This window comes from Paenibacillus sp. FSL H7-0442, assembly GCF_038593105.1.
GTDB classification, from domain to species: domain Bacteria; phylum Bacillota; class Bacilli; order Paenibacillales; family Paenibacillaceae; genus Paenibacillus; species Paenibacillus polymyxa_D.
Map to the genome: position 1 here is coordinate 765,934 of NZ_CP151963.1, position 23,366 is coordinate 789,299.

The window sequence follows — 23,366 nt, forward strand, 5'->3', positions numbered from 1 at the left end:
CCTGCTCGCTCGCCATCAGATTGGTTAATTATACCTTGTAGGGAGATGCCCTTGATTTTCCGAAACTTTCAGTCCTTCCGTATTAGGACTTTTGAAGGAAAGGTATATATCATCCTCAAGCCCGTTGTTCTTACTGCAAAGGAACTTTATAATACGATAGATTTGTGGCGTAAGGGGGCAAGACCGTGATGGGAGCAGGAGTCAGAAGTCGGGAGAGTCGACGGTTGTTACTGGAAGCAGGGGCTGAAGAGTTCGCTCAGACGGGGTTTTATCAGACAAAGGTAAGTTCGATCGCGGCACGCGCAGGATTGACGCAGCCGGATTTTTATATTCATTTTGAAAGCAAGGAACAGATGTATGATGAGCTTGTGGAGAGCTTTCGTACTTTGGTGAATGAAACGGTTCAAAGCATGAAGATAGGTCCGGATCAAAGCGAAGCTGAAATTTTGCAACGGGGACAAGTGTTTCTGGAGGCTATTTTTCGCGTGTTGTCTAACAATCCGGCGATCACCCGTGTCGGATTTTACCAGGCGGCAGACTCGGTGCGCATTAAGGCGGAAATGGCCGAGCATATCAAAAAGCATCTGCTGGCTGCGCAACGATGGGGCTCGTGCCGTGAGGAACTGGACCCTGAACTGATAGCAGAATGCGTGATCGGCTTGATTGAACGGCTGACGTTAACGAAATTGTTGCCTGGACGTGAAAGTCCGTCTGTACTTGCCAAGCAGGCACGAAACCTCCTCTATCACGGCATGCTCGGGTCCGAAGAATAACAGGACTATACAATACCAAACCTAGATTTGGGCGGCAGGCGCGGCATTTGTCCCTATCATGAATGATGGCATAAGCATAAGATGCTCTTGTAAACCATGAAGGGAGGAATCACCATGTCTGGAGTAGGCGCTGGTTATGGAGCTTTTACATCTACAGGAGCGATTCTGGTACTTTTCATTCTGCTCGTTATTATTTCCAAAGCATTCGTCATCTAATTCGTAGCTCATGAATCTGATTTCGGGCGATTTGTTGTAATCGACAGAGGGAGGAGGAACTTAAGATGGGTGAAGTAGAAAGAGGTTGCGGTGGTGGCGGCTACAACATGTTTACTTCCACTGGTGTTATTCTGGTACTCTTCATTTTGCTGGTTATCATCACACGTACCATTTTCATCTAAAGCTATATTCATGGGCTTGAGCGCCGATGCTTCGGGTCTATGACCGTGCTAGTCAAAACAGGAACCGTCTCCAATAGAGGCGGTTTCTTTTTATATCAAAGTTTACGTTGACGTTAACGTTATATAGGCGTAGTATTTATATATAATCTTTTTCATAAGGTGGGTGTCATGGTTACGTATAAAATTGATGAGGTCGCCAAGCAAAGTGGTCTGACGAAGCGAACTATTCGTTATTATGAGGAGATCGGATTATTGCCCTCCCCGCAACGCAGTGAAGGAAATATGCGCCTGTATACGCAGGAGGATGTGGATTTACTAAAAAAAATAGTGAGTGCCAAGGAAGTACTTGGATTCTCCTTGCAAGAGCTTCAGCGTTACATGTCCGCAGCGGAAATGCTCAAGGGTCAGCGGGAGGAATATCGCGAGCGAACGGAGCATTTGCAACCGAACGAGCGACGGGCCATGTTGGAGGATATGGAAGGTACACTGAACGAACAGTTGGAATTAATGGAGGGAAAAATCAACAGCATCCGTTTGCTCCAGACTGAGTTGGAGGAGTTGCGGGTCAGGGTTCGTGAACGCAAAATCCTTTTGGATGAGGAACTTGATCGCGACCCATCATAGCAAGAACATTTACATTCAGATGTGGAGGTAACATCATATTATGAGTTCACAACATGCATTACCTGAAGAGTTAAAAGAACGCTCAGGCTTGCTGTCTCAGCCCAAAGCGGTATGGGCGGTCGCCTTTGCCTGTGTTATTTCATTTATGGGTCTGGGATTGGTCGATCCGATTCTTCCGGCCATTGCTGATCAGCTTCATGCTACGAAAAGCCAAGTGTCGTTGCTGTTCACCAGCTATAATCTGGTAACAGGCGTCGCGATGCTGATTACAGGCGTCGTATCTAGTCGATTGGGTGTCAAATGGACACTACTAACAGGGATTTTGTTTATTATTGTGTTTGCCGGACTGGGCGGCACGGCCAATACAGTTGGCGGAATTGTGGGTTACCGTGCAGGCTGGGGTTTGGGGAACGCTTTGTTTATCGCAACAGCATTGTCTGCGATTGTTGGTCTGTCCACTTCTGGAACAGCTAAAGCAATTATTTTGTATGAAGCGGCATTGGGACTCGGGATTTCAGTGGGTCCGTTGCTGGGCGGTGAGTTAGGTTCCATTTCCTGGCGCGGTCCCTTTTTCGGTGTAGCCGGACTGATGGTAGTGGGATTTTTGTTCATTACGTTTATGCTGCCTTCGATTCCAAAGCCCAAAAAACGCGGTTCCATTGCCGATCCGTTCAAAGCGCTTAGTTATCCGGCTTTGCTCACGCTCGGCATTGTAGCATTGTTATATAACTTTGGATTTTTTACGTTGATGGCGTATTCTCCATATGTAATGCATCTGGACGAGCATGGTTTGGGTTATGTGTTTTTTGGCTGGGGAATTATGCTGGCCTTTACCTCGGTGTTTGTAGCACCGAAGATTCAAGCACGCTTGAGCGTGGTATCTTCCATTAGTATCATGCTGACGCTGTTTGCCATTGATTTAGGTGTTATGGCGATTGGGACGGTAGCCGGTTCGCCAACGACTGTCATTGTCGCCGTCATTGTAGCTGGTATTTTCCTGGGGATTAACAATACATTGATTACAACTGCTGTTATGCAGGCTGCTCCAGTGGAGCGCTCGACAGCATCTGCGGCCTACAGCTTCATGCGGTTTTTGGGCGGGGCCATTTCGCCGTGGCTTGCAGGGAAGCTGTCAGAGTGGTACTCAGCAGAAACCCCGTTTTATTTTGGAGCATTGATGGTACTGATTGGTGTAGCTGTGCTGGTCGTACGTCGTCGACATATGCAGGATATTCAGGTAGATGCACACTAACATTGAACTTCTGGGGAGGAAAAGAGGATGAGCAAATTCAAACAGATTCTGGTTGCGATTGATGGTTCGGAACATGCTATGAAGGCGTTGGAGACCGCCAAAACGTTGTCCAAGCAGCTTCAGGGGAACCCGCATCTGACTGTATTGCATGTAAACCCGGCTTTATCCATGAATGAGCCCCCGATTGGGGTTGATGTGGATGAGCGGATCGAAGAGGAAGGTCGTCATATCCTGGAACCTGCATCCGACTATTTAAAGGACGCGGACATCCCTTGCCGTATGTTGGCGGGTCATGGTAATCCGGCGAGTGTCATTTGTGAAATTGCAGATCAGGAAAAGGTGGATCTGATCATTATGGGAACACGGGGAAAAGGACTGGTTTCTGAAATGATACTGGGCAGCGTGAGCCATCATGTGATTCAGCATGCACCTTGTCCGGTGCTGACGGTAAAATAGATGGTAAAAGAGACGTTAATATAGAGAAAAGGAGGATAAAGCATGCAGCAGCATTTATTTATTGATGGAGAATGGAAGGCAGCTTCATCGTACACGACGTTGAAATCACCGTACTCCGGGGAAATCATTGCTGAGGTGGCAGAAGCCACGCCAGAGGATACCAAGGCTGCTATTCAGGCGGCCTCTGATGCACGCTCGGAGATGCGGGCCATGCCAGCGCACCAGCGATCATCCATTTTGGAGAAGCTGGCTGATCTGCTGGAAGAGCGGCGTGAGGATGCAGCGCGCATCATTGCACGCGAAGCGTCAAAACCATGGAAAGCTGCGCTGGCGGAGGTTGACCGGACGGTGCAAACCTACAAGTTCGCAGCTGAAGAAGCCAAACGGATTCACGGGGAAACCATTCCGCTGGATGCCGCACCGGGTGGCGAGGGCCGTATGGCCTACACGCTCAAAGAACCTGTAGGAGTAGTAGGAGCTATTACACCGTTTAACTTCCCGATGAATCTGGTTGCTCATAAAGTGGGTCCCGCGCTGGCAGCAGGCAATACGGTCGTATTAAAGCCTGCGGAGCAGACGCCGTTGTCGGCTTACTTGATTGCGGAGCTGCTGGAACAGGCCGGATTGCCTGCGGGCGCTCTTAACGTGATCAGCGGCGATGGCAAAACCATTGGCGACGTACTTGTCACTGATCCGCGCGTCAGCTATATCACCTTTACCGGTAGCCCGGCGGTCGGTACAGAAATTCGCTCCAAGGCTGGCTTGAAGCGGGTGACGCTGGAGCTGGGTTCCAACGCTGCCGTTATTATCGACCGTGATACGGATGTGGACGCGGTCATCGACCGTTGTGTGAGTGGAGCCTTTGCCAATCAAGGGCAGGTGTGCATATCAGTTCAACGTATTTACGTTGTCGATGAACTGTATGATACCTTTGTATCCCGATTTATAGAAGCAACTCAACGTTTAAAAATGGGAGATCCGCTAGAGCCGGACACGGATGTATCCGCGCTTATTTCAGCCAAGGATGTCGAACGTGTCCGTGAGTGGCTGGAAGAAGCGGTTCAAGCAGGTGCGAGAATCGCTCTGGGTGGCCAAGCCAAGGGAGGTATTTTGGAGCCGACGGTTTTGCTTAATGTGGACCCGACTTCCAAGGTATCCTGTCGTGAGGTGTTTGCTCCGCTTGTGCTGATTCATTCTGTTGGCTCTATAGATGAAGCCGTAAACCATGTGAATGATTCGATCTATGGCCTGCAGGCGGGAATTTACACACGTAATATCACGACCGCGCTGGATGCAGCAGACAAGCTTGAGGTTGGCGGCGTGGTGATCAATGACATTCCAAGCTTCCGTGTCGACCATATGCCATATGGTGGTGTGAAGCAAAGTGGCACCGGACGCGAAGGCGTAAAGTATGCCATGGAAGAAATGCTCGAGACAAAGCTGATCGTTATTAAACGGTAAGTAGTTATATAAAAGCCTATCTGATGGACATAGATAATACGTTTTGCGTATGTCTGTTCATTAGATAGGCTTTTTTGGCACCTTCTTCGTGATTGTCAGATGAAAATAAAGTGTTTTCTTATTGCTTAGATTAAGATAAGGCTCCTTTAAATCACTACTGCTACCCGCGTATGTTCTTTAATTAATATTTAAAAATGGAATATAATGAAGGATGGTCGTAGCCCCAAAAAGACAATAACAAAATAGACCTAGCCAAATGATTTTTTAAAAAAGGCAGTGCCTGAGAAGGGTTATGAAATTAAAGTATCAAAGATCTTTCAAGGCTAAACGTAAAATGAGGATGGTGCAGCAACCAGAGTAGGCTTAATCTCCCATGAGTGCTTCCCAAAAGGGAGCGACAAGCCACTAAACCCTTTGAAAATGCACGTTTCTCCTTGGAAGTTTACAGCAACAAGGAATTCACCCCAAAAAAGGTTGTTTTAGTTCATTCAAATGATTAAACTAACGGTTAACAGTAGGTTCAAGTAATCGATGAGATGAAGAGGGGGAAACCGAAATGAAGACGATCAAGTGCATGATGGACCACCTGTACTGGGCGGACGGACGCATCTTGGACGCGCTCGAGGAGAGTGAGACGAAGAACAAGGACCTTCTGAAGCTGGTTCGGCACGTCGCGGTCGCGGAACGAGTCTGGCTGTCCCGATTGCCGGACAAGGGCAGCGCGCAATATTCGTTGTGGGAGGAAGCTGAAGACCTGTCGGCGATCCGGACGATGTTCGAAGAAAACGCCGAACAATATCGTGTCTATATCGAAGGGCTCGAGGAATCCGAGTTGGATGAGATGATCGACTATGCGAACCAGAGCGGGGTTCCGTTCCGAACGTCCGTCCGGGACAGCCTGTTGCAGGTCCTCTTACATGGACAATATCACCGGGGACAGATCAACCGGGCACTTCGGATCGAATCGGCAGAGCCTGCCCAAGTCGATTACATCACGTTCGCGAGGCTCTGAAAAGTTCCGCAATGAGAAGGAATGGAAACGCAGTAAAACCGAAATATCCTACTGCACAAGAAATGGCAAAGGTAACTCAGGATGAACTTAGGCAAACTCTAATTGCGATTGGAGCAAAATCGGCTGCTACAAAGCCTCCACGGTTTTAGCAGAGCTGTTTAGGATCAAAGAGAGCCCACACCCTTATAAATTGGAAAATTAATTTGCTTCCAAATACGGTTATGGGCTTATTGATAAAGCGTATTTAGCTTGAGTTTTAGACCGTTGGTACTGTTCCGCCGTCAATATTATATTCACTTCCTGTAATAGAAGCGGCCCGGTCAGATACCAGAAAAGCAACAAGCTCAGCGACTTCTTCTGGTAGTCCTGGACGACCAATTGGAATTCCTCCCAACGAGTCCATCAGTTGCTTTAATGCACTTTCTCGGTCACCTGTCGTCTCAGCAATCCGATCAATCAAACTTTGTGCTGCCTTCGTTTCGATAAAGCCTGGCGCAACTGTATTAATACGAATGCCTTGAGGCGAAAACTGCTTGGCTAACCCTTTGCTGTAAGTAGTTAAAGCTGCTTTGGCTGCAGCATAAGCCAATGTTGCATCATATAGCGGCAAGCGACGTTGAATGGATGAAATATGAATAATAACACCGGCTTCCTTTTCAACCATAGCCGGCAGCAGTCCACGGTCTAAACGGACAGCAGCAAACAGATTGGCGTTAAAAGTTTGCTGCCAATGCTCGTCTGTCAAGATAAGGGCTCCCCCGGATGGGGCTGACGAGCCTCCAACATTGTTGACAAGAATATCTACACCGCCTAGGCGCTCAAGAACGCTGGTTACCACTTTATCTACACCTTCAGGCGTACTAATATCGGCTGGAATAAATAGATCCGGATTTTCTAAATTAACTGGAGTAGTTCGAGCCGTAGTAATTACAGTAGCACCTGCAGCCGTAAGTCTCTTAGCAATAGCCTCTCCCATTCCTTTGGTACCGCCTGTGACCAAGGCCTTTTTACCTTTAAACTCACTTACAATGTTTTCTAATTGAAAACTCATGCGAATAATTCCTCCTGATTTTCACAATGTGGTTGAGAACTACCTCTAGGTATCTTCACTCCGAGTTCACTTGTTTTGCGAACCTTACACACTATCGACAATGATACCTCGGTACCGCCCTCCGCGCAGTCGATGCTTTAGGGCTTTTTGATAGGCTGGACTAAAGTACCAAGCTTGTGCTTCCTTAAAAGTGGGGAATTCCAGGATGGCCAACCCTTCAATATCGGGTCCTTCGAGGACCAGGTATGCGCCATACATTGCTAGGGGTTTGACGGAATGTCCCGCCAAACCTGCCGGTGCCAACTGAGAATAGAGTTGGAGTTCAGTTTGATCGGTACTCTGTTCACGTATAAAAACAACATAAGCGGACATATACGGTTTTCCCTTTCTTGTTTTTTCAGGATTTTGCAAAATTCGATTCCAGTCGCTCCGAAGTGCAAGATATAGACGAACTAAACCATCTCGATCTATATCTCGTTCATTGGAAGTCGCTTATGGGATTTTTACAAAATCCTCTTTTAATTACTTTATGGGAGTGTAATAATCAGTTCTTTAATTTTATTGTTGTTTACTAGAAATTGATGTTTAAGTAGGAGTGGGTCGGGAAGATTCGATTTATCAAAGTCTCCGTCTACTTTCGCAGTTACGACGACGGTATTATTTGTGTCATCCATATCCATGATCTCGAAGGTGACATTCGGCTCCAATATTTCTGCTTCACACCATGATTTTATGGCTTCCATACCTTTGATTTCGCGATGATTATCCAAGATCAACGCATCTTTATCGAAAGCGGAAGTAAATGTTTCAAGCCGGGATTTGTTCGCTGATGTAAAGTAAGTTTCTACTGCTGGTGGCATGGGTCTATGTGGATTCATTGATTCTTCAACCTCCTATGGTGAGTATGTTGTGAGCGATAACTTCAAACTCATCATAGCAGTGATAATATGACTACATGGTGTCATATTATAGAGGATCATTTAAATTTCTTTTCATCGTTTCTAAATGAGACAATATTCTTGTACGTACTTGTTCGGGGCTAACCTTTATAAGGAGGGGACCAAAGGACAGCAGATAACTGTCCAGCCAATTGCCTACGGGAAATTGTGCCGTGACGGTATAAGAGCCGTCTTCCTTCTGAGTAATTGTTTTCTCGGCAAATTCATCGTATACGCGGTAAGCACCTTGAGCAGAAATGTGAAGAGTTACTTCAATGGTATCAAGCAAATTGTTCATTTTTGTATCTGTAGATGCTACGACCGTTCTTGGCTCATAACTAATTTCGGTAACTGCAATCTCTTTCATTCGGCTAATCTTAAATACACGATGACTTTCGGTATTTAAACAGTAACCTTCCACATACCAGGATTTATCTTTAAACAATAGCTTGGCAGGTTCGACGCTACGATAACTCTGTTCCCCGGCGACGTTATAATAGCGGAACTTTATAACATGGTTTGTAATTATTGCGTTGCGAATGAGTGTAAATAGCTGTCTTTGACTGTTTTGGCTTCCCCATGGCGAAAAATCTACCTCGATCCAGTTACCCATGTCTTTTTTAAAAAGCCTACTCAATTTGTTCAGCACTTCTTCTACCTGTGGGATGGTAGCGGTGGCCACACTCTGAAGGGCCATTAAGATATCATCTTGTTCCTGCTCGGACAGTAAAGAGGTGTTAAAGACATAACCCTCCATCAATGATATTCCGCCACCCTTGCCTCTACTGCTGTAGATGGGAATCCCAGCTGCGCTTAAGACATCTATGTCCCGATAAATGGTTCGTGTGGAAACCTCAAAATGTTCTGCCAATTCATCAGCAGTCACTTTTTTCTTATGGAGTAACATATAAATAATTTCAAAATGTCTGCTTAGTGGCATACGCTTCACCTCTCTAGGAGCATACACCTAATAACATGGCATTATAAAGTCATATTAAGTGATTGTTTGACACCACACCCTAATGGACATCAACTGTGGGACCAATCTTTTATATAAAGTTGAACAAAAAGCACTTGCAAAGTAAAAAGGAATAAACTATACTGAGACCAATCATTAGTGATTGATCAATCACTAACTAAATTAACAAGCAATGGAGGTGCTATTCATGAGCAGGATACCGCTCAAGGTTACTCAAACGTATCTTTATCGGAACTATGGATTGAGCATATTCAGTTAGTTGAAGGTGTACAAAATTTAGTAATTGATCAATCACTTACTTTGAAGTAAATGGAGGAAAACCAATGAAACATCTTATTATTTACGCACATCCATCTGAGGGAAGTTTTAATCATGCGATTTTGAACACAGCAGTCGAGGGGCTAAAGCAAAAAGGACATGATGTGGTTGTTCGTGATCTATATGCAATCAATTTTCAACCTGTGGTTAGCAGTAGCGAGGTCATTGGAGACATTGGAGAAGATGTTGTACGGGAGCAGGAGTATTTGCAATGGTCAGAGGTAATCACCTTTATTTATCCTATTTGGTGGACGGGGATGCCAGCTATTATGAAGGGATATATTGACCGCGTATTCTCCTACGGATTTGCTTATAAATATGTAAATGGAGTGCAGATGGGACTGCTCAAGGGAAAGAAGGCTATTATTCTCAATACGCAGGGAAAATCACGTGCGGAATATGCCAGCATTGGTATGGATCAAGCACTTCGCTTGACGTCCGACAAAGGCATATTTGAATATTGTGGACTTGATGTCATGTATCATCTATTTTTTGAGTCGGTACCCCAATCTGATGAAGATACGCGTAAAGAGTGGCTTAACCAGATTGCAGACATGGCTAGCAGATCCTAATATTTATGTTCAGAGCCAGTGGCTAACCCAAAAGGCAACGCGTGCATTTGCAGGCGACGCCTTTTGGTTGGTCCAACATTGAATGTGTTCCAATCGACAACTCGCTTATGACAAGTGGCAATTGCTACAATAAGGGTTGAATATTAGTTTTTCCGATTTTTCCGATTGGCGCTACGAGATCCACTGGAAGGCCACTGTGATCCACTACCTTGACCATGTTGAGGCCACCACTGTGGTCCGCCGCTCTGACCGCCGCCTTGACCATGAGGAAGCCAATGCGATCCACCGCCTTGGCTTCCACCCTGACCACCGCTTTGTCCTGGAACAGAAGGCATGCTTGGATAAGGGCCTTGAGCCTGACTGATTTGAGTAACATCAATATAAGACTTTGTGCCATTAGGATATAGCACTAACATAGATTTGTTAGCGGGATCTACGCTTTTTACAAAAGCAACGATCTGTTGACCGTTCACAGTAAATATTCCCCATAAATTAACAAAATTGCTCACTTCAGTAGTGGTCGCGAAATGTGGTTGTTACGGCCCCATCGAACGATGAGAAGAATGTTTTGACAAGGCATCATATGTGCAAACGTACTCGTTGGAATGGGCAATGTTGCTACAAATCGAGATAATGCATCTTAGAGAATTTAGTTAATCAATTGAAACAATTTGCCATGCGCCATCTTTATCTTTTTCAAAGTAGAAGGTATATCGTATATCGGGTGAATATCCTTCTTCATTATTCAGCCGTTCCCCTACAACGGGTATCAATGTCCGATTATTTTCTTTTATAGCTCCAGCAATACCAGTAAACTTCACCGGATGATCGAAGAGGTAATCGTGACCTGTTCCAACGTCTGGACCGAGCGTAGCATGGAATTGTTCCAAATCTTTTGACACGAAGGCAGCTATTACTGCTTTGAGTTTTGTTATCATGGCATCTTCAATTAGAGGATCTTTAACATCATTCCATTTGATCTCGTCTAAGCTTTGCAGGGCGGCTGGTTGATCTGTTCCTTCTTTGACTACCGTTTCTGAGGTTTTTGGTACTGTTTCATTGGTAGATGTATCTGTTGTTTCCTGCTTTCCACAACCAGCAAACACACTTACACTTACGGAAAGTATAAGAATAGAAAAAATTTGAGCAGGTTTGTTCATATTAGGTTCACACATCCTTTCTCTATCTATAAAACGAATACTATTTTTTTATGAGGAGAAGATGTAATGAAATGACGAAAAACTGACGAAAAGAAAAAGTATAGGATGTTTTACTACAGAAAAATGAATAAATAAATGAAATGACCTTCTCTAATTAAAGAAGGCCATTTTTTAATTCAGGAACCAATATTAAATGTAGCACTGCCTTTTGCTATAGGCGTTCTCGCTTGTAAGTCATTCAGTGGGTCTTTATACCTGGTTTGGAATTTTCGCATGGACGTTTTTGCATTTTGTCGGTTAGCTATGATGCTGCGTATCACGGTTCAAAAGTAGCTGTACATGATGAAATCACTGGTGTATATCTATGTAGGGTATCAAGCTGTGGTTATAGCATTTTTTTGAGCTGGGATATACGGGCTTGGGAAACCTCAAGTATTTTGGCATATTCGTGCTGTGCTGCATTGGGGTGCTTTTGCATTAATTCTTTTAGACTTTCGATCATCTGTTGTGTCGATCGCCGCAGACGTTTGGACTCTTTATTAGATCGTTGTGAGTTGGATAAAGCTGATTTGGCTGGTCTTAGGACTGGGCTGAAATTTACCCCCTTCTTTAAACTCTCAATACATTCCCCGCAAATAAAGCTGTCTCTAAAATAAGTTAATTGTTCTGTTGAACCACACATTTTACACGTCACCCCAGTATATTTTCGAAAGGCGAGAATACCAGTTTCCTCATCTGCAAAAATCTCAACAGGATCACCCACATTATAATCCATGGAAATTCGCATTTCTTTGGGAATAACGATACGGCCTAACGCATCTAGGGGACGTGTCATACCTGTACTTTTCAAATGATAACCTCCTTTTTTATATCCTTATAATACTAAATAGTTATGATAAAAAAGAATAGGCTTAGAGAAGCAATCGCATATATTTAGTAAACTGTTGAAAAGTATACAAGTAATTACCAATATGTGTTTATTTATTGAGGGGTGTGTGAGGGTAATTATAAAGAATTACCGATATATATTCATAAATAATATTCTAGTTGGCAATAAAATTTTTAGTAATACCGGATAAGGAGCAAGCTGTGGTGGCAATCGATTCCCATGCTGTATGAGGTGGCGTTTGGTGTGTAGAATTGGATGCAATATAAGGCGGTGCGGGTATGAACTCGATTAGCACGTGAAGGTCTTCAGACCGACCAGATTGTGGACGATATTATCAGCCATGTTGACGATTTTGGTTACGAGGCACAAATGCCCACGTTCTATTTTCTGTCCGGACTGACGGGCAATAAGAAGGTTGCCTCGCTGCTGTAAGGTAGTAGGAATCTTAATTTTGCACTCTTTACTATGAAAACTTATACTTATCGTTAAAGCTGACTTGAAGAGAAAATATAAGAATGAGGAGGGGAATAACCATGTACTCCATTAAAGAAGTTCAAATCAAGAGCGGATTGCCCGCATCTACCCTTCGTTATTATGAAAAAGAAGGCATATTACCTGATGTCGGTCGGGATGAAGGGGGAAGAAGGGTATATACCGAAAAACAAATCGATTGGATCAGGTTCCTTATGGCTATGAAAGATACAGGGATGACCATTGAAGAAATTAAGGCATACCTTGAGCTAAATGTAAAAGGAGAAGCCACAATCCAAGAGAGAAGAGATTTCCTTGTAGCCCACAAAAAGAAGGTGGAGGAACATGTGGCACAAACGCAGCACAATTTGGAGAAAATTATTCAAAAGATAGCTTTTTATGATCGTGTGGTTATGGGAAAAAGCCTCTCTTAGGTATCGTTTGATCTGTAAATAGTGGTTAAGTCAAATCGAATATATGGAGCCCCCAGCATATTTGAAAATGCTCGTTGGTGGGCTTTTTTTTGCATAGTTATCTAAAGATGCCGATTGTAGGTCGCAAGTATGAAAAATGGTTGGTAAATGAGCGGTTCACAATGCGCTTATAGGGTAAAAGTGTAGTACCAAGGTGGGCAAGTGGGGGCGTTGACTCTCACGCCACGTGAGACTGTAGACTGTCAAGCAAGGGAGGTGAAGCGGAATGGCTTATACGGTGAAGGAAGTATCTAATCTGTCGGGAATCAGCGTACGAACCTTGCATTATTATGATGAAATAGGATTGCTGAAACCGCATCATATTGGAAATAATGGATATCGCTATTACGAACAGGAACAACTGTTGAGGCTTCAGCAAATCATGGTATATAGGGAACTGGATTTGCCTTTATCTGAAATTGGAAATATGCTGGAGCAAACCAAGGAACAAAAGGCCGAGGTTTTGCAAGAGCATCGAGCCAAGGTCGAGGCCAAAGTCTTCCGCTTGCATACTCTCCTACAAACCATCGACGAAACGGTGGCTCATTTGAAAGGGGAACAAGCAATGAAACCAGAGCAAATGTACCAAGGGTTTAACCCGGAAAAGCAGGAAATGTATGAACATGATTTGACAGACCGTTATGGTCAAGAGGCTCAGAAAACAATTCAGGAGAGCAAGACGGCGACGGAGAACTGGAGCAAAGAGGATTATTTGGATTCGCAGGCAGAGGCTGACCAGATTCATCGACGGCTGGCTGAAGCCATGAATAAAGGATTGAAGCATAACAGTGAAGAAGTACAGGCGCTGATCCGCCGTCATCTTCAATGGGTAAGCCGATTTTATACTCCTACCGCAGAAATTTATAGCGGGCTGGGAGACTTGTATGTCGAGCATGAGGATTTCAATAAAATGTATGAAGGCTATCGCCCCGGGTTGGCTGAGTATTTGCGAGACGGAATGAAGGTGCTGGCAGAACGGGAATTAAACTAGCAACAGCTGAGAAAGGGCTTAAATGATATGAAAAAGAGGTGAACAACAAGCCGATCTGACGGCCTGCTGTTCACCCTTTTTTTTGTGTAAAACAGCTTACATGCTGCTTGGTACTGTTCTCATGCCTTGCTGACTGCTGTTTCCGAACTGCTGCATGTTACCACTGCCTGCAAAATGCTGTCCGGTCGTCCCCATATGCTGCGGAAAGCTGTGATTCATGTGGCTTCCTGCACTAAAGGTGGATGGTTGCATACTACGGGAAGCATAGTTATCGCCAAATCCAGGCTGAGTCATTTGGCTACTCGAGCGGATAGTGTTTTCCAGCTGACTACACAGTTGAATAACTTGTTGGTATTGTTGCATAGCTTTTTGGTGGTCCTGGATTGCGGTTTGGATCATTTGAGCTGCATTACGTTCACGTTGCATCAGGTTTTCAAGGCTGGATGCATTTTGTTGCTCTTGTTGCAGCAACTGCTGATACATGGCGGTTCCTTGCTGTGTTTGTTGTGCCAATTGCTGAATAATTTGTTCACATTGATGAAGTTGTTGTTGTGGAGCCATGTTGTTGAACATTGATCATCAATCTCCTTCGCCGGATAGTTTTGGGTTTCAGACCCTCCTATATTGTGGCGAAGGAAGACGATATATATGCGCTATTTTTGGTTATAGGCTGGCTAACAGAATAGCCGTAAATTCCTCTAGGAATACACGATCTTCGTGATCAAAACGACCTTTAAGTGGGCTGTCAATGTCCAGCACTCCTATCAGCTCCCCATTCTTGACAAGGGGAATAACGATTTCACTATTGGAAGCAGCGTCACAGGCAATATGTCCTGGAAACGCATGTACATCATCTATAACAAGCGTTCGTTGTTCTGCTGCTGCGGTACCGCATACGCCACGTCCCAACGGAATCCGTATACATGCAGGTAAGCCCTGGAAAGGACCAAGTACAAGCTCAGTGCCATCATAAAGATAGAAACCGCTCCAGTTAATATTTGGAAGGAAGTGACCGAGTAATGCTGAAGCATTTGCCAGATTAGCAATGGTATTGGATTCATCATGAATCAGTGCCCGGAGTTGCCCGAGAACGGATTCGAATTGTTCATGACGTGTGCCTTCGTAAGGTATAGTTTGAAACATGTAGAGTTCACGCTCCTAACATTAAATTTTCACATGAAGTGCTGTATAAATAGCCAAAAATAGGTAATTATGCAATTCGCTTTTACCATTGGTTAATTAATTTAAGATATAACGATTGTGTATATTCAGTCAAGTGGAAAACTATACGTTTTAGCGGGGCAAACAATATCGAAAGTAATTCAGCAAGGGTTGCCCTCATCTGTTTCCAGCTTATCCACTATGGGTAAAAACAGTGTAACATGGTTGGCTTAGGCCAGAGAGGAGTTACAATTATGCATGCAGATGTTCAGAACTTGTTTATCCGTATACAGATGCTTTCTTATGCACATCAGAACGATCTCACGATAAGAGATATTCAACCTGTGTTGGAAGAGCGCGGTTACCGTGTAGGAGAACGTGAGGTCAAGCAGGAGCTTGAAAACCTGACGCAGGAAAACTTTCTGACACCGCATGATGATATGTACAGCATTACCGGTGCAGGGATCGATGAATTACAGGAAATTCAGTCGATGCTGGACGTACTGTACAAGGATGTTGTGAAGAAAGCGACACGCACCACTACCCGTGTCTCTTCTTAAAAGGCTTAGATGCTCAATACTTTTGATTCGGAAGACAAGCTCTCAAACGGTTTAATCTCTTATAAAATAGAAGATGCCCTTCTAATTCCTAATCCTAGGAACAGAAGGGCATCTTCTATATATATAAGCTTCTCAGCTTTAAATAAGGTTGTGTTTGTTGAAGGTGTGTGCTTAAATGTAGCGTATATTTATTGTCATTTTAAATGCTGGAAGGATGATTGAACATGTGTGCATATGCATGTAAGGGGCATATACCACCGCAGGAAAGTTCGCGTCTTCGGCTGCGAAGGATGGAAAGCGGGGATGCGGCTACGATGTTCGCTTGCTGGTCTGACCCGGAGGTTCACCGTTATATGAACCTTTCTGGTATGTCAGGGCGTGAGGACGCAGAGGATATGATTGAGCTGTTGAATGAGCTGGCGAAGACGGAGGATGCGCTGCGCTGGGGAATAGAGCTGAAGGAGAACGGGAAGTTGATTGGAAGCTGTGGTTTTAATTATTGGCAGACAGAGGGAGCTTATAAAGCTGAGATTGGTTATGAGATAGCCAAGCCTTATTGGCGACAGGGTTACATGACCGAGGCGCTAAGCTTGGTGCTGTCATTCGGGTATAACACGATTCGGTTGAATCGGATCGAAGCGCTGGTGGACCCGCGCAATACAGGCTCGCAAGCTCTGCTGTCCTCGATGGGCTGGACACAGGAAGGACTGTTGCGGCAGGTACAGCATACATCTACAGGCTTTAAGGATATGCTGATGTATTCTTTACTGCATGAAGAATGGCTCAGACTGGAGGCACAACGAAATGCTGTTTCAGTATAACGGCGGTTCATCACCACTGCACAGACTAGGGCCGTTAAGTAAGCTAATATGGGTGGGATGCTTTAGCCTCCTGTCGATGGTTTGGGATTCGACGCTGCGGGAAGCAGTTCTCTTGGCTGTACTGATTGCTGTGGCTGGCTTGGGCGCACGTTTGACCTTAGCACGCCAGCTTCGGGCTATGTCATTCCTGATTGGGTTAGGCATCCCATATTTTATATTGTCTATCCTAGCGATTCGAGAAGGACATCCCGTGGCTTCATGGGGACCCATTGTCATTACAGCAGAGGGACTGGACATCGCAGGGGCGTTAACGTTGCGGATTTTTGTGTTGTTTTTGGCGTCTTATATCTATCTCTCGACGACCGATCCCCGAGATTTTGTGCAGGCATTGAATCTGCGCTTGCGTGTTCCTTATCGGTTTGCGTTCGGTATTTCAGTGGCACTGACGTTTCTCCCCTTATTGGAAGAAGAAGGGCGAACCATTATGGCAGCACGGCGTGTTCGTGGACAGGAACCACCACGAGGGTGGAGCCATCGGTTATCATGGTGGAGCGGGTATGCGGCTGCCGTGTTGGTGAATGCTGTAAGACGGGTTCAGCAGACGGCGCTGGCTATGGAGGGCAAAGGTTTCGGTGCTTATGCGGAACGGACTTATCTTCGTACACTGAAGAATGGGCGTTTAGGCAACTTATGTGCTGTGACTGCTGTAGTAGCTACGGCTGTTTTAGGGTGGAGCTTATAAAGTGAAGCCTCTTATTTTTAGTCTTATTGTCAACCTATGAAATATAATTAGGTTGACAATAAGACTGCAGATGAATACATTTATACAGTAGCAGCTTGTATAAGGATCAGAGCTGCAATCTTATAGATTAGATAGGGAGAGGAGTCAAGAATACATATGAAGGAATCTCGTATGTTTGCAAAGTTTACAACGCTGGATATCGTACTCATGGCGATGCTGGCCACGTTGAACGGCGTCATGACCGTGTATTTGTCGCTCATTAACAAAACATTAAACAGTCTGGGAGGGCCTATCGCAACTTCCACTATTGTCGGTCTGTACATGATATACGGTTTGTTGGCCTATTATATTATTCGTAAGCCGGGTACGGCGGTTATTGCTTATGCTTTTGGTGCGGTAGTGCAGTCTTTTATGGGCTCTGCCTATGGAATTGCTTCTATTATTGCGGCGGCTGTCTGCTATATGATTGCGGCTGAGTTGGTATTTGCCTTGTTGCGGTATCGGCGCTGGAACGCAGTTTCGCTGATGCTAGTGGGTGGGGCTATGGTTCCGCTGTGGTTTATTGTGGCAGCCAATATGTTTGGCTATATGCATTGGGGGTGGAAGGTGCTGACGATTGCACTGGTCGTTCGTATCCTGAGCGGCATTGTCCTGTGTGGTCTGCTGACGAAAGTGCTGGGCGATGCCTTAAATCGTACGGGACTGTTAAAACGGTTTGAACTAGGACGCGCTTCACGTGCATAGCCGTGGGTGGCTATGCATGTGGTTATATCTTCAACAATGGGGATCGAGGATATTTCAGTTATGAATGAACATAGCGATTATAATTCGAACAGTAAAATAGCCGTATCCTTGAAGAATTTTGGCTATCGGTATGATGATCAGGTGGAGCCAGCGTTACATGGCCTGACACTGGACATTGCGGTGGGCGAGCATGTAGCCATTGTCGGAGCCAGCGGAAGTGGAAAGTCTACGCTATGCCAGCTGCTTCATGGCGGGTTATCCCGTTCTGGCGAGGGCGAACGAACGGGTGAGTTGACCGTGTACGGGATGGACCCCGATACCGCTGATTTGGCTACTGTCGCCACCACTGTCGGCGTCGTGCTTCAGGACCCGGATGCCCAGCTGGTGCAGGGAATCGTCGAAGACGAGATTGCTTTTGGGCCGGAGAACCTGCGCGTGCCTCCGGCAGAAATAGCGCAGCGCATTGCCGCTGCGCTGGAGGCCGTCGGCCTAGCTCCCGAGCGCGACTCCTTCGTGCGGCGCCTCTCGGGAGGCCAGCGCCAACGCACCGCGATTGCTGCGGTACTGGCGTTGGAAGCGCCGCTGGTCGTGTTCGACGACGCAGCTGCGCAGTTAGACCCGCCGGCTGTCTGCGACTTCGTCCTGTTATGTCGGCGGCTCCATGCCGAAGGCCGGACGGTAGTTACCGCGTCCGGCCGCATAGACGATGGCGCGCGGGCAGCGCAGCGCATCATCGTCCTGAAGGGCGGGACCGTGCAGCTGCAGGGTCCGCCCGAAACGCTGCTGCGCGAACATGGTGCGCAGCTGGCCGCCTTGGGGCTGCTCCCCTCTTCCGCAGAGAGGGGAGACGTGCCGCGTGAGCCGGGCGCGAAGCCCGGGTCAGCGGCGGACCGCGCTGGACAGCCGTTGCTGGAGGTGAAGGGATTGCCCTTCACCTACCCCCGCAGCCAGCGCCCGGCGCTCAAGGGCGTGAGTCTTGCCCTTGCGCCTGGCGAACGAGCCGTGCTGTTGGGCGAGAACGGCTCAGGTAAAACCACGCTCGGCAAGCTGCTCATGGGCCTACTCCCCGCACCGAAGGGGTGCATGTGGTGGGAGGGGCAGGATATGGCGAAGCTGCCCATTCACCAGCTGGCTACCGAAATCGGCTATGTGTTCCAGCAGCCAGAGCATCAGTTTGCAGCTGCAACGGTGTGGGAAGAGTGCTTGTACAGCGTTCGCGCCAAGCTTGGTTTACGGACCCGGGAGCCAGTTCCCGCCGCATATGTGGAACGGGCGCATCACTTGCTGGCTGCCGCCAGGCTGGAGCACAGACTGGATGCCTCCCCGTATCTGCTAAGTGGAGGCGAAAAAAGGCTCTTGAGCGTTGCAGCACAGTTTATCTTGCCCAAAAAGCTCTACATTCTGGATGAGCCTACCGCAGGAACGGATTACGAAGGGGCGAATATTCTGCTCCGTATGTGCACAGAGCAGTCTACCGAAGGCGCGGCATTCCTGATCATCACCCACGATATACAGGTAGCTGAACGCTTTGCCAGCCATGTTCTTCGTATGGAAGAGGGGTATCTCTATAAAACGGAAAATAGCTGGAATGATCATACGATTACAGTTGACAAAAATTAAGGATATGTAGACAATAATATATATACATCGTACAAAACAGGCGGCCTATATAGGCCGCCTGTTTACGATTATACAGTGCGGGTAATCATCCATCTGAGAGGGAAAACTGCACAGATACAACACAGTTTTTATAAGGAAAGGATTTGTGATTTGCTTGGGAGACGATAAACCTATGAAGCGCGGACTCGTGCTGACAGGTGTTCTATTGGCCACTTTTTTGGCCGCAATTGAAGGAACGGTTATCGGTCCAGCGGGACCGACGATTGTTAGTGAACTGGGCAGCGTGAATTTGCTCAGCTGGATTTTTACGGCATATTTACTGACGATGGCTGTGACCACACCTATTTTCGGAAAGCTTAGCGATTTGTTTGGCCGAAAACCCATTTTTTTAATCGGCTGTTCGTTGTTTGTACTTGGCTCTTTACTTTGTATGATAGCTGGTACTATGGAGCAGCTTATTATCTACCGGGCCATTCAGGGGATTGGTGCGGGTGGTGTCATTCCTGTTACCTTTACCATCATCGGTGATATATACAAAATGGAGGAACGTGGCAAAGTCCAAGGCATGATCAGCTCAGTATGGGGAATTTCTTCCCTGATCGGGCCACTCTTGGGCGGTTATGTGGTCACCTATTTTGGTTGGGAGTGGATTTTCGGCTTTAACGTTCCTTTTGGATTGCTGGCTATGTACTTCATCGCCCGTTACTTGCGTGAACAGGTAAGCAAGCGTACCGCACGTATCGACGTACCCGGAGCGGTTACCTTTACCATCGGGATGACGGCTCTCTTGCTCGTATTGGCACTGGGCGGACAGTATATCGGTTGGGCTTCTCCTGAATTGCTGGCCTTGGCTGCCGTAGCCATTTTGTTCCTGATTCTGTTTTTGGTTATAGAAAAACGCGCTCAGGAACCGATGGTGCCACTAAAGTTATTTCGGATACGGGATATCGCTTTTTCCTGTGCCGCAGCCCTGTTAGTCAGCACCCTGCTGATCGGATTGACTAGCTATCTTCCACTATGGATTCAAGGTGTATACGGTGGGGATGCCGCTTCATCTGGTCTCGCATTGGCTCCAATGTCCATAGGCTGGCTATTTGGCTCTATGATCGGAGGACGCATTTTGCTGACGCTGGGCTCGCGTCGAACCTCATTGATTGGACTGACCCTGATTGTATTGGGAGCCTTCGTCATGACCTTGATGGGCCAAACGGCTCCTATCTGGCTGCTCTTCCTGTCTACATTGTTGTATGGACTGGGATTCGGTTTCTCGATAACTGTGTTTACGATTATTGCCCAGTCCTCGGTCGGGTTCCAGTTGCGTGGCGCGTCTACAGCTTTGAATACATTCCTGCGCACGTTGGGGCAAACGATCGGGGTTGCTGCCTTCGGTTCATGGCTGAATTATCGCATTGCTGCCCAGACAGCAGAAGGACAGCTTACACAGCAAGGGGTTACGCAGGAGGATATTAACGGTCTGCTTGCACCTCATGCTTCACAGAGTCTAAGTGACAAGGTTGCCGGATTGCTTCGTTCTGTACTGGAAAACAGTCTGCATTCCCTGTTCGTTATCATGGTCGTTATTGCAGTGATTAGCTGGTTTGTCGTGCTCGGACTGCGGAACCGTCCGCCGGGTACGGAAGAAGAGGCAGATCAGCGCGTAAAGACACCACAAAGAGAACACGCATAAAAAATAATATAAATCTTTCATTATAAAAGAGATAGCCCGGACCTTTGAATAAAAGTCCGGGCTATCTCTTTATTCAAAGGTCTCTCCTCCTAATGATTCAACAAAAAAACACCTCGCATAGGACCAATAAATTTCCCAGCATACAAAAAGGAAATAAAAATCCCCTTGAGACTGCGATATATTCATATGGTATAGGTAACAAAATAGTAAAAAAGTCTTAAGAAATTGTAACAAAAAATTTGTTTCTGGATGGAGCTGTAGGGTACTAAGGAACTATTTTTTTGAACCCGCTTACAAATTGGGCTTTGTATGATTTATTTTAGAATGATTTTGCATGTGAATGAAGCAACCAAGCTAGCAATATGAAACACGGAAAAAAATCAAGCAGCAAATTTTTCTGAATGTAATAAGAATGAAAAAAAAGGGATTTTCAGAAAATTACTAGGAAAATATGAGGATGAAATTCATAGAGTAACCTGTTTTCTTATCTCACATAATAGGGCTTTTCAGTCTATATCAATCGTTTGACATACCATATAAAATGGCCCTATCAACCAAAAAGTTGGTTTTCAAATCTAGAAGCATAATTAGATTAAGGGAGATGGAGTACTTGAAGTTTAACAAATGGTTCAGTAAAGCAGCCACTGCAACAGTAGCAACTACCTTGCTGTTAGGAGGCGGCGTTCAGGCTTTTGCCGAGGAAAATGATGCATCTGATCTCAAAACAGACAATGCATTTACGCAAATTACGCGTAATGACATGCTGAATATTTTCAAACAGCAAGGCAAAGAGAAATATGAGGTTCCGTCCTTCGATGCGTCTACAATTAAGAATATTCCTTCTGCTATTGGTCGCGACAGCTCAGGCAAGCTGACTGATTTTGATGTCTGGGACTCTTGGCCGTTACAAAATGCCGATGGCACAGTAGCCAATTACAAAGGGTATAATATCGTTTTTGGATTGGCAGGCGATCCTAAAAGAGCAGAGGATACATTTATATATCTGTTCTATCAAAAAGCGGGTAATACCTCGCTGAGCGGCTGGAAAAATGCCGGAAGAGTATTTAAAGACAATGATAAATTACTTGCCAACGATCCGATTCTAAAAAATCAGTCAGAAGAATGGTCCGGTTCTGCTACGTTAACCTCTGATGGACAAGTACGTTTATTTTATACCAGCAGACAGCCCTTTGAGCCAAATAACCAACTATACGGCAAACAAACCTTGAGCACGGCTCAAATTAATGTCTCTCAGCCTGATGACAAGACACTGAAAGTAGATGGAGTCGAGGATTTGAAATCGATCTATGACGGTGGAGATGGGAAAACCTATCAAAATGTACAGCAAAGCGTCGGAATAGATATGGACAACCATACGTTTAGAGACCCTCACTATGTCGAGGATCAAGGCCACAAATATATTATATTTGAAGCCAACACAGGAACAGAAACCGGCTACCAAGGCGAAGATTCGCTTCAAAACCCAGCTTATTATGGCGGCAATAAGAAATTCTTCACGGAAGAGCAACAAAATTTGTTGCAAAGTCCCAAGAAAAAGGGAGCTGAGCTGGCTAACGGCGCACTGGGCATCGTTGAATTGAATGATGATTATACGTTGAAAAATGTAATGCCTCCTTTGATTGCTTCCAATTTGGTAACAGATGAAATTGAACGGGCAAATGTGTTCAAAATGAACGGTTTGTGGTATTTATTTACGAGTACGAGAGGTTCCAAGGTGACTGTAGATGCGATCGGTGACGATGATATTTACATGCTGGGTTATGTTTCTACTTCCTTGACAGGGCCTTATAAACCCTTGAATGGAACCGGTCTCGTTCTTCATCAGGATCTGGATCGTGATGATATTACCTGGACGTATGCCCATTTTGCTATCCCGCAAGGCAAAGGCAATAACGTAGTCGTGTCGAGTTATATGACCAATCGTGGGCTTTTCCCGGATCACAAATCTACTTTCGCGCCAAGCTTCCTGCTGAATATTAAAGGCTCGAAAACGTCTGTTGTGAAAAACGGTATTTTGGAGCAAGGGCAAATCACGATTGATCCAGAAAAGGACAAAAAAGAACCCCAAAATGAGTATGGCAAGAAATAAGTAGGTATAAGCAGTATGTCCGAAGGCGGCGGCTTGGTAGCAACCCGATCTGTCGTCCATCGGACGATACATAACGGTGCAATGAGAGGTAAGGAGGATCGTC

Annotated in this window: 27 protein-coding genes; 18 read left to right on the plus strand and 9 right to left on the minus strand. The window is 45.8% G+C overall.

What is annotated here, in order from left to right:
• Nucleotides 1–188 precede the first annotated feature (188 nt).
• The 7 genes from MHH57_RS03355 to MHH57_RS03385 all read left to right on the plus strand — a co-directional run bounded on the left by MHH57_RS03355 (nt 189) and on the right by MHH57_RS03385 (nt 5,976).
• Entirely contained in the window at nt 189–773 is a 585-nt protein-coding gene (locus tag MHH57_RS03355; RefSeq protein ID WP_069010956.1) for a TetR/AcrR family transcriptional regulator, read from the plus strand.
• Between the two features lie 114 nt (nt 774–887).
• Entirely contained in the window at nt 888–989 is a 102-nt protein-coding gene (locus MHH57_RS03360) for a hypothetical protein (RefSeq protein ID WP_014599460.1), read from the plus strand.
• Between the two features lie 350 nt (nt 990–1,339).
• On the plus strand, nt 1,340–1,795 hold the full coding sequence (locus tag MHH57_RS03365) for a MerR family transcriptional regulator (protein ID WP_250243108.1): 456 nt from the start codon (nt 1,340–1,342) through the stop codon (nt 1,793–1,795).
• A 40-nt stretch (nt 1,796–1,835) separates the two neighbouring features.
• Entirely contained in the window at nt 1,836–3,047 is a 1,212-nt protein-coding gene (locus tag MHH57_RS03370; RefSeq protein WP_307352386.1) for an MFS transporter, read from the plus strand.
• A 27-nt stretch (nt 3,048–3,074) separates the two neighbouring features.
• Nucleotides 3,075–3,503 (plus strand): universal stress protein, encoded by a 429-nt coding sequence (locus MHH57_RS03375; protein ID WP_307352388.1) that lies wholly within the window; start codon nt 3,075–3,077, stop codon nt 3,501–3,503.
• Between the two features lie 42 nt (nt 3,504–3,545).
• On the plus strand, nt 3,546–4,964 hold the full coding sequence (locus tag MHH57_RS03380) for an aldehyde dehydrogenase family protein (protein ID WP_342434826.1): 1,419 nt from the start codon (nt 3,546–3,548) through the stop codon (nt 4,962–4,964).
• A 556-nt stretch (nt 4,965–5,520) separates the two neighbouring features.
• Nucleotides 5,521–5,976: a DinB family protein gene (locus tag MHH57_RS03385; protein ID WP_342425638.1), complete on the plus strand. Its 456-nt coding sequence runs from the start codon at nt 5,521–5,523 to the stop codon at nt 5,974–5,976.
• A 256-nt stretch (nt 5,977–6,232) separates the two neighbouring features.
• Here MHH57_RS03385 and MHH57_RS03390 read toward each other — a convergent pair whose 3' ends face one another.
• The 4 genes from MHH57_RS03390 to MHH57_RS03405 form a co-directional block, all read right to left on the minus strand.
• Nucleotides 6,233–7,027, minus strand: a complete 795-nt coding sequence (locus tag MHH57_RS03390) for an SDR family oxidoreductase (RefSeq protein ID WP_165148345.1) — start codon at nt 7,025–7,027, stop codon at nt 6,233–6,235.
• Between the two features lie 84 nt (nt 7,028–7,111).
• Nucleotides 7,112–7,438: a DUF1330 domain-containing protein gene (locus tag MHH57_RS03395; RefSeq protein WP_342434827.1), complete on the minus strand. Its 327-nt coding sequence runs from the start codon at nt 7,436–7,438 to the stop codon at nt 7,112–7,114.
• Between the two features lie 116 nt (nt 7,439–7,554).
• Nucleotides 7,555–7,905, minus strand: a complete 351-nt coding sequence (locus MHH57_RS03400; RefSeq protein ID WP_069012151.1) for a nuclear transport factor 2 family protein — start codon at nt 7,903–7,905, stop codon at nt 7,555–7,557.
• Between the two features lie 88 nt (nt 7,906–7,993).
• Nucleotides 7,994–8,905: a YafY family protein gene (locus MHH57_RS03405; RefSeq protein WP_342434828.1), complete on the minus strand. Its 912-nt coding sequence runs from the start codon at nt 8,903–8,905 to the stop codon at nt 7,994–7,996.
• A gap of 177 nt (nt 8,906–9,082) precedes the next feature.
• On the opposite strand from MHH57_RS03405, the gene MHH57_RS03410 reads away from it, so the two are divergent.
• Together MHH57_RS03410 and MHH57_RS03415 are read left to right on the plus strand one after the other, a co-directional pair.
• Complete coding sequence (locus MHH57_RS03410) at nt 9,083–9,253, plus strand: hypothetical protein (protein ID WP_342434829.1); 171 nt, start codon at nt 9,083–9,085, stop codon at nt 9,251–9,253.
• A gap of 14 nt (nt 9,254–9,267) precedes the next feature.
• On the plus strand, nt 9,268–9,834 hold the full coding sequence (locus tag MHH57_RS03415) for an NAD(P)H-dependent oxidoreductase (RefSeq protein ID WP_340954151.1): 567 nt from the start codon (nt 9,268–9,270) through the stop codon (nt 9,832–9,834).
• Nucleotides 9,835–9,977: 143 nt separating this feature from the next.
• Here MHH57_RS03415 and MHH57_RS03420 read toward each other — a convergent pair whose 3' ends face one another.
• The 3 genes from MHH57_RS03420 to MHH57_RS03430 all read right to left on the minus strand — a co-directional run bounded on the left by MHH57_RS03420 (nt 9,978) and on the right by MHH57_RS03430 (nt 11,844).
• On the minus strand, nt 9,978–10,343 hold the full coding sequence (locus MHH57_RS03420; RefSeq protein ID WP_342434830.1) for a hypothetical protein: 366 nt from the start codon (nt 10,341–10,343) through the stop codon (nt 9,978–9,980).
• Between the two features lie 144 nt (nt 10,344–10,487).
• Nucleotides 10,488–10,994 (minus strand): hypothetical protein, encoded by a 507-nt coding sequence (locus MHH57_RS03425; protein WP_342434831.1) that lies wholly within the window; start codon nt 10,992–10,994, stop codon nt 10,488–10,490.
• A gap of 385 nt (nt 10,995–11,379) precedes the next feature.
• Nucleotides 11,380–11,844 carry an AbrB/MazE/SpoVT family DNA-binding domain-containing protein gene (locus MHH57_RS03430; protein ID WP_029515828.1) on the minus strand — a complete coding sequence of 155 codons (465 nt, stop codon included), beginning with the start codon at nt 11,842–11,844 and terminating at the stop codon, nt 11,380–11,382.
• 572 nt (nt 11,845–12,416) lie between these two features.
• Here MHH57_RS03430 and MHH57_RS03435 point away from each other — a divergent pair.
• Both MHH57_RS03435 and MHH57_RS03440 read left to right on the plus strand, forming a co-directional pair.
• On the plus strand, nt 12,417–12,788 hold the full coding sequence (locus MHH57_RS03435; RefSeq protein ID WP_029515827.1) for a MerR family transcriptional regulator: 372 nt from the start codon (nt 12,417–12,419) through the stop codon (nt 12,786–12,788).
• A gap of 265 nt (nt 12,789–13,053) precedes the next feature.
• Complete coding sequence (locus MHH57_RS03440) at nt 13,054–13,818, plus strand: MerR family transcriptional regulator (protein ID WP_165148360.1); 765 nt, start codon at nt 13,054–13,056, stop codon at nt 13,816–13,818.
• A 96-nt stretch (nt 13,819–13,914) separates the two neighbouring features.
• On the opposite strand, the gene MHH57_RS03445 is transcribed toward MHH57_RS03440, so the two are convergent.
• On the minus strand, nt 13,915–14,391 hold the full coding sequence (locus MHH57_RS03445; RefSeq protein ID WP_069012145.1) for a hypothetical protein: 477 nt from the start codon (nt 14,389–14,391) through the stop codon (nt 13,915–13,917).
• A gap of 90 nt (nt 14,392–14,481) precedes the next feature.
• Nucleotides 14,482–14,961 carry a GAF domain-containing protein gene (locus MHH57_RS03450; protein ID WP_029515824.1) on the minus strand — a complete coding sequence of 160 codons (480 nt, stop codon included), beginning with the start codon at nt 14,959–14,961 and terminating at the stop codon, nt 14,482–14,484.
• Between the two features lie 272 nt (nt 14,962–15,233).
• Here MHH57_RS03450 and MHH57_RS03455 point away from each other — a divergent pair, with 272 nt between their 5' ends.
• From MHH57_RS03455 to MHH57_RS03485, 7 genes are all read left to right on the plus strand, one after another.
• Nucleotides 15,234–15,539: a hypothetical protein gene (locus MHH57_RS03455; RefSeq protein ID WP_029515823.1), complete on the plus strand. Its 306-nt coding sequence runs from the start codon at nt 15,234–15,236 to the stop codon at nt 15,537–15,539.
• 224 nt (nt 15,540–15,763) lie between these two features.
• A complete protein-coding gene (locus MHH57_RS03460) occupies nt 15,764–16,360 on the plus strand; it encodes a GNAT family N-acetyltransferase (protein WP_029515822.1) in 597 nt (198 codons plus the stop codon).
• A complete protein-coding gene (locus tag MHH57_RS03465) occupies nt 16,344–17,102 on the plus strand; it encodes an energy-coupling factor transporter transmembrane component T (protein WP_029515821.1) in 759 nt (252 codons plus the stop codon). The genes MHH57_RS03460 and MHH57_RS03465 overlap by 17 nt, the downstream gene beginning before the upstream one ends.
• Before the next feature lie 156 nt (nt 17,103–17,258).
• Nucleotides 17,259–17,846 carry an ECF transporter S component gene (locus MHH57_RS03470; protein WP_029515820.1) on the plus strand — a complete coding sequence of 196 codons (588 nt, stop codon included), beginning with the start codon at nt 17,259–17,261 and terminating at the stop codon, nt 17,844–17,846.
• Between the two features lie 60 nt (nt 17,847–17,906).
• A complete protein-coding gene (locus tag MHH57_RS03475; protein WP_069012142.1) occupies nt 17,907–19,466 on the plus strand; it encodes an ABC transporter ATP-binding protein in 1,560 nt (519 codons plus the stop codon).
• Nucleotides 19,467–19,638: 172 nt separating this feature from the next.
• A complete protein-coding gene (locus MHH57_RS03480) occupies nt 19,639–21,153 on the plus strand; it encodes an MDR family MFS transporter (RefSeq protein WP_069012141.1) in 1,515 nt (504 codons plus the stop codon).
• 610 nt (nt 21,154–21,763) lie between these two features.
• Complete coding sequence (locus MHH57_RS03485; protein ID WP_342434832.1) at nt 21,764–23,263, plus strand: glycoside hydrolase family 68 protein; 1,500 nt, start codon at nt 21,764–21,766, stop codon at nt 23,261–23,263.
• Nucleotides 23,264–23,366 lie beyond the last annotated feature (103 nt).